Source organism: bacterium endosymbiont of Bathymodiolus sp. 5 South, assembly GCF_900128535.1.
GTDB lineage: Bacteria > Pseudomonadota > Gammaproteobacteria > PS1 > Pseudothioglobaceae > Thiodubiliella.
In genome coordinates this window covers 1-1,600 of record NZ_FQTR01000279.1, presented here as the reverse complement: position 1 = coordinate 1,600, position 1,600 = coordinate 1, and the positions used below count along the sequence as shown (strand labels likewise).

The 1,600-nt window shown below is 42.6% G+C and carries 1 protein-coding gene; it reads right to left on the bottom strand.

What is annotated here, in order from left to right; all coding sequences use genetic code 11:
• The coding region (locus BBROOKSOX_RS10810) for an autotransporter domain-containing protein (protein ID WP_139661795.1) at positions 1 to 1,327 on the bottom strand (1,327 nt) is incomplete at its 3' end.
• Positions 1,328 to 1,600 lie beyond the last annotated feature (273 nt).

The window sequence follows — 1,600 nt, the reverse complement described above, 5'->3', positions numbered from 1 at the left end:
GTAAATCCGCACGGTAAGCAATACTGGCAAAAAATCCATTGCTGTTGTCTTGGTCGGCGCTGTTGCTGATGTCGTGCGTGGCTTTGGCGACGCCTAGTACTGCCTCAATACTGCCTTTGTTACTGAGTTCTAACGCACCGTAACTAGAGAGTGTGTATTGCGTGGTATCTATATCGCCTGAGAAATCACCGCCTGTGGCAGTGCGATCTTGCTTACCTAAGCCGATGGAAAAACCGATAATTTTATCTTGGGCTATGCGTCTGTCCATACCTATATTAAGGGATTTAAGATTAAACTCAGTCTTATTTGCACCTGCTCCGTTGCTTTTACCAATCACCACTTTGGCGTTCGTCCAAGTATCCCAACGCTCAACCTTACGGCTGGAGGTGGGGATGACATTGCTCAGCCCGTTGGCACTGAGCACACGATTGATAAGGCTGTTGGTTTGGCTATCGGCAAAACTGACTTGAATGCCATTCACAAAACCATTGGCACTAAAACTGCTTTCTTGTTTATTTTTATGACGAATATACGATAGGCGCCCCATCAATGTTCTTCCGACTTTAGAGAGTAAGAGTTTACTGGCAGATTTGCTTTCTTTGCGCACAGATTGGGCAGTCACTTTGGCATTAGCGTCTTCCACTGGATCCTCTTCCACTGGATCCTTTTCATCTGCCTTTTTTACAACGATAGTAAAGTCTTTTTCAATACTCCGAGTGCCGTCGCTAGCGGTGATGGTGACATGCCTATCAGCAGTAGTTGTGAGGACACGCTTGGTTTTGAGTTCGTTGCCATTGGCGATTTCAAAATCAGCGCTGGTGTTGGTGATGGTAAAAGTGAGGGCGTCGTCATCAGTATCTACATCAGTAGCACTGAGGGTGCCAACCAAGGTGCCGACGGGCGAATCTGCGGGAAGATCAGTATTGCTAATCTGGATATTGGTCGGTGCTTCATCGTCTAGGTCGGTAACTGTAACAGTGATGGTTTTATCAACTGTCTCGGTGGATATGATGGCCCCTATAAAGCGTGCAATAAAGGTGGCTTGTACCTTAACACGATAAGCGACATCACTTCGGGCTTCAAAATCCGTGGCTTCAAAGGTTAATTTATTACCTTTTAAAGTAAACTTATTGGCATCTGCACCAGACAAAATAGCAAAATCTAGTGAGTTACTGCCGCTGACAGTAACATCAGCGGTAAGATCAATCACCTTGGCTGTGTTTTCAGGCGTAGAAAAATTAGAAGCCGTGGTAATAGACAACGCTGCAAATGTCTGGAATGATGATAACAATAGCATACTTGCAATAAACAACTTTATAACTTTCATAGAAAACTCCTAAATAATTAGCAAGATTTTTTTTCATACTTTGATTATCGATATAACTTTAGATGTTTTCTAATTCTATCTGATAAGAGCAAAGTGTGTTTTATCTTGCATAAAATATGGCTACCAATTTAAAAGATGATAAATCTTTATAGAGACCTTTGCATAAATAGGAACAATCATCAGAAACCCACTTTTCACCCACTTGGCGATTTTTTAAACCCAGCCTTAGCCCTGCTAGGACAAGGTTTAAAGAAATCATCCATTGGGCAAAAA